Genomic DNA, 4728 nt, shown 5'->3' with positions numbered 1-4728 from the left:
TCTTCAACCCTGTGCCCGACGACTACCGGGTGGGCCCCAAAGGCGGCAAACCCCGCAGCCACGGAGCTCGGTTCGCGCTGGCCGACCCCGAGACCCGGCGCGATCCCGACAGCGACAGCAAGCACACCACCCGCCGCTACGGCACCGCCCGCGTCCGCGCCTGGCACCGTCTGCACCCCCGTGTCTGGCGACGCTCCACCTGGAGCGACCACCAGGGCCAACTCCCCACCATCGAGGGGACCCTGATCCGCCTCGACGTCGACCACCTGCCCTCCGGCGGCACCCCGAAGCCGGTCTGGCTGTGGTTCTCCGACCCCGCCCCTGCAACGCGGACACCGACACCGCCTGGCACGCGTTCCTGCGGCGCTTCGACCTCGAGCACACCTTCCGTTTCCTCAAGCAGACCCTCGACTGGACCCGCCCGAAGCTGCGCGAACCCGCCGCGGCCGACCGCTGGACCCACCTCGTCCTGGCCGCCCACACCCAACTCCGCCTCGCCAGAACCCTGTCCGCAGACCTCCGCCGCCCCTGGGAACGACCTCAGCCCGCCGAGCGCCTCACCCCCGCCCGGGTCCAACGCGGATTCCGCAACATCCGCACGCACCTGCCCTGCCCAGCGGCCGTTGCGAGACCCTCCCGGCCCGGCCCCGGGCGCCCACCCGGCCGACCCAACCGCCGCCGAGCCCCCATCTACGACGTCGGACTCGCCCTGGTCACCAACCAGTAGCGAACAGGCAGGCGAGAACCCGAACGCCACAGAAGATGATCAATGGAGGTAAAACAACAAGCTTAGCGGCCGGACAACAACTCGCTCAGCGTCGACTTCGCGATGCCCAGCTCCACTCGCGCAGCCGCCTGCGAACCATGACGCTCGACGACGAACTGGGCCGCGATGCCGCGTTGCGTCCGGACGTCCGTTCCGACAGTCGAGCGCAGCAGTTCGGTGACGGTCGCGGCCGCCCGAACTGCCGCCAGGGCGTGGACGGTGCGGGCGGCCGGGGGCAAGGCCAGCGCAGCAACCATCCGCCGGGCGTGCCGGGCGGCGAGCAGCACCGAGGGAAGGTCCTCCTCCGGGAGGTGCTGCTGCTGGTAGACGAGCCGGGCTGCCTCCAGCTCGCTGAGCTCGCTCAACTCGATGGCGCTGTCGACGTGCACGTAGCGCCCACAGCGGGTCACCATCAGCTGCCGGCCTCCCGCAGTGGACCTCGGTCATCCGGCCCCGGATACCGGCCAGGATCCCCTCGTTCACCTGGCCCCGCACCGTGGAGGCCATCGCGTCCAGCGTGGAGAACCGCGGTATCTCCAAGTTGGCCTCGACCAGCTTCTCCAGCGCGATGTTGATCAGATCCACCGGGTTGTTCTTCGACGCCGCCGCCACCCGCATCGTCTCCTCCGCGAGAGCGCGGGCGGCCTAGTACTGCAACGGTCCTTGCCGTGACGGTTGTTCAGGTCGGTCGTTGCTCCTGTTTCTCAAGCTCTCCGGGCGTGGCCTTGCTTGGCCTTTCAGCCGGACAGCCTCGCCAGGACGGCGTCGGGCACCCTTTCGGCGTGGCGGCGGAACGCCAAGCTGAACACCGCGAGCGCGCCCAGCATCAGGACCGGATTGGACAGGCCGAACCACTCTCCCGCCCAGACCGCGGCCGTGACGACCGCCACCCCGGCCCCGGTGCGCAGCGAGGCCCACAGCAGGGTGCGGTCCTTGGCGGGTTCCAGGCCTTCGAGCTGCTCGGCGGGCAGGAGGGCCGCGTAGTGGCCCTTGGTGTGGTTGGTGCTGATGGTCAACAGTGTTTCGAGCAGGTCGTTGCGGTGCTGGGTGTCGAGGCGGAGTTCGGCTTGGCGTAGGGCGGCGACGACGAGTCGACGGTGGGTACGTATCTGGTGGCGCCGCGGCTGGCCGACACCTCTTTCCCGGGCAAGGAGGGCTCGTTCCAGGTCGCGGAGGCGGGAGCTGACCTTTCGGGTTGCTGCGCGGCGTCTGCGGTTCGGGCTGGCTGCGTGGGGGCCGAGGGCGGCGGCGGCGAGAACGGCACGTGCGGGAACCGACCATGTGCCGCCCAGCCTGCGCAGGCCGGTAGCGAAGACCGACCATCGGGCCTTCGTCATGAGCACGGCGGCCATGGCGAGACCGGAGAGTAGCGCCTGGAGCCAAAGGGGCTCCGGAAGCCGGGTGTTCACTGCCACGATGGTGAGTGCCGTGGAGTACAGGCCAAGGAGGGCGGTGTAGAGGTCCCTGCCGACGGCTTCGAAGGCTTTGGTGCGGCCGATGACCCGGGCGGTGATCCGTATGTTCGCAGCGGCCCAGGCTGGCAGGTCGGCGGCCCGGGCCGCGCGGGCGAGATCGGACAGTAGTTGCTGGGCCCTGGCCTCTCCGCCCACTCGGGCCAGCTCCGCCCGGCGTCGGTACCAACCCGCCATGTGTGCCCCCCTTCCCGGGATCCGTACACGACAGCGTTCCAGGTTCCGTTCGAGGGCGACAGGTCGCGTACCGGGGGCCCCGGGTCCGGTCGGACGGGCTGGGGCGGGTCGGCCGGTGACGGTCCCGGCGTGCTGGTGGAGTGCGGGTGTGCGGCGGGCGGCGTTTTTCCGCTTTCCATCGACCTTCGGGCTCTGATAGGACGGCACCCGGCCCAATCGGGCGCATCTGCACAGGGGGGATCACGACATGTGGAAGACCAAGCGTCAGTACCGGGGGCGCGTCGCCTCGATGGCCGCGGCGGTGGCGCTCGCCGTCGTGGTGACGGCCGCGCCGGCCGGGGCCGCGCCCCGGGCCGCCACGACTGAGGCCCCGACCGTCGGGCTGAACCTGATGTTGCGCGCCGAACCGTGGAAGGTCGTCCAGACCCGCCGGGCGCCGAACGGGACCTGGGACGCCGCCAGGGAAGTCCCGCAGTTCCCCACCCTCCAGTACTGGACGACCGTCGTCGACGCCGGACGGCTGCGGCTGTTCGGCCTCAGGTACTCCGGCCCGATGAGCATGCAGTTCGTCCAGTCGACGCAGCAGCCCGACGGCAGCTGGCCCGCACCGACCCCGATGAAGGGCCTGACGGAACTGCCCATCTCCAGCGATTACTTCCAGACGGGCAGGACCGGCGCGGCGATGGTGAACGGCCGGGTCCAGCTGGCGGCAATCGACCCCTCGGGCCGGCTCGTCCACACCGTGGAGGGCCCGGACGGAAGCTGGCAGCCCTGGGGGGCGATCAGTGCCCCTCCGGGGCTCGGCTCGGACAAGTTCTTCAGCCTCGCGACGGCCGAGGTGAACGGTGAACTCCACATCGTGGCCACCATGTGGAACGACGGAAGCGTGCTCCACACCATCCGGCACGCGAACGGCACCTGGGACGGCTGGGGCAACGTCATGGGAGCGGCCGGGACCCCCTCTCCGTGGGGTTGGCCGCACGACGTGGTCGCGGCGGGCATCAACGGACAGCTGCAGGTCGCCGTGGTGAACAACAGCCAGATCGCCGTCTACCACACGATCCGCACCTCCGACGGCAACTGGGGCGGCTGGGGCCCCATCGGCCGGCAGATCCTCGACCAGCCCTTCTACGTGTGCGGCGCCGACGGTGCCAACGTGAACAACGAGCTGCACCTGGTGTTCGAGACCTGCAACGACAGCGGCACGCTCTTCCACACCATCCGCCACGGAAACGGCAGTTGGGACAAGGCCGGGTACGTCCAGGGCGCCGTCGACCTCTCCCCCTGGCGGCCGGTCGCGGACGGATCGGCCGTCGGCGGCTGACCGCCTCGGACGACACCGGTGTCACTGAACGTGAGGGTGCCCCGCATGCGGGGCACCCTCACGTTCGTTCAGGGCTTGCTGTGTTCTGGGGCTGGCCCGTGGATGGCCTCGGGGAGGCCAACGGCGATTGCGGCCTTCACTCATTCGTGTGGACGGGCCGGGATCGGCGAGCGGGCTTCCTTTCAACGTCCACGCTGGTCAGCAGCACGCGAAGCACGCATCGCTGGAGGACACCGTGGTGGACGTTATGGCCTTGTTCAAGAAGCTCCCCTACCAGACCTGGCCCGGTAGCCGGGAGCGCGTGGCTGGCGACATGGCGAAGGCCGCTGGAGTAGGAGTGGCTCGGGTGCGCTGCCACCGGGCCACCTGGGACTATCTGGCCGCACAGGTCCCGGAGCATAAGAAGGGCGGCTTCTCCCGGCCAGAGGATGTTGAGGACAATGTCTTTTGCCTGCCGGCCAACGAGGACATCGTCGCCGAGACCGACGGCATCGTGACCGTTCCCCCGGCGGGCAGTTCCCTTGCCTCTGTCCTGCACTTCTGCGCCAATATCCAGGACTGGCCGTACGAGCCGAACCGCGCCTACAACGAGTTGGACAAGGCGATCGGGCGGCGTGTGGGGGCAGCGATCTCCCAGGCCCTGCGGCATGTCGTGCCCTCGGCGAACGGCTCCGGGCCGACGGCGGTCGTGTACCTCGACGACAAGATCGCCGCAGTGGGCACCACGGCGTAGGTTTGGTCCTCTCCTCCTGTGGCGGGGCACGATCCGAGCGTCGGGCGGGGGCTCGGCTCAGGGCGCCGGAGCGCCGTGGCAGCCCGCCACCGGGCCACCTTCGGCGGCAACATCATCGAGACCGGCACCGACTCCTACCGCCTCGCCACCACCCGCGCCCACGCCGAACAACAGGCCGTCAGCTGATCGGCGGGACTGGCGGGCCCACACAGGAAGCCTTGATCGTGAGTGGCGGGGCGGTCTACTGTCAGCTGAC

General features: G+C 70.0%; 5 protein-coding genes and 2 pseudogenes. 5 read left to right on the top strand and 2 right to left on the bottom strand.

What is annotated here, in order from left to right:
• Positions 1–727: pseudogene (locus ACGF0D_RS43865) on the top strand (transposase); the annotation flags it as partial.
• 62 nt (positions 728–789) lie between these two features.
• On the opposite strand, the gene ACGF0D_RS43860 reads toward ACGF0D_RS43865, so the two are convergent.
• The gene (locus tag ACGF0D_RS43860) at positions 790–1179 is read right to left on the bottom strand and encodes a hypothetical protein (RefSeq protein WP_392926131.1); all 390 of its coding nucleotides are present in this window, start codon (positions 1177–1179) and stop codon (positions 790–792) included.
• A 104-nt stretch (positions 1180–1283) separates the two neighbouring features.
• On the opposite strand from ACGF0D_RS43860, the gene ACGF0D_RS43855 reads away from it, so the two are divergent.
• On the top strand, positions 1284–1415 hold the full coding sequence (locus tag ACGF0D_RS43855) for a hypothetical protein (protein ID WP_392926129.1): 132 nt from the start codon (positions 1284–1286) through the stop codon (positions 1413–1415).
• A gap of 88 nt (positions 1416–1503) precedes the next feature.
• On the opposite strand, the gene ACGF0D_RS43850 is transcribed toward ACGF0D_RS43855, so the two are convergent.
• Positions 1504–2415: a hypothetical protein gene (locus ACGF0D_RS43850; RefSeq protein WP_392926127.1), complete on the bottom strand. Its 912-nt coding sequence runs from the start codon at positions 2413–2415 to the stop codon at positions 1504–1506.
• Between the two features lie 247 nt (positions 2416–2662).
• Here ACGF0D_RS43850 and ACGF0D_RS43845 point away from each other — a divergent pair, with 247 nt between their 5' ends.
• From ACGF0D_RS43845 to ACGF0D_RS43835, 3 genes and pseudogenes are all read left to right on the top strand, one after another.
• Complete coding sequence (locus ACGF0D_RS43845) at positions 2663–3739, top strand: hypothetical protein (protein WP_392926125.1); 1077 nt, start codon at positions 2663–2665, stop codon at positions 3737–3739.
• Positions 3740–3887: 148 nt separating this feature from the next.
• Positions 3888–4472: a hypothetical protein gene (locus ACGF0D_RS43840; RefSeq protein WP_392926123.1), complete on the top strand. Its 585-nt coding sequence runs from the start codon at positions 3888–3890 to the stop codon at positions 4470–4472.
• Positions 4473–4559: 87 nt separating this feature from the next.
• A pseudogene (locus ACGF0D_RS43835) lies at positions 4560–4658 on the top strand (AAA family ATPase); the annotation flags it as partial.
• Positions 4659–4728 lie beyond the last annotated feature (70 nt).

Source organism: Kitasatospora sp. NPDC048298, from assembly GCF_043201465.1.
In the GTDB taxonomy this organism is placed as follows: domain Bacteria; phylum Actinomycetota; class Actinomycetes; order Streptomycetales; family Streptomycetaceae; genus Kitasatospora.
This window is presented reverse-complemented; position numbering and strand designations above follow the sequence as displayed.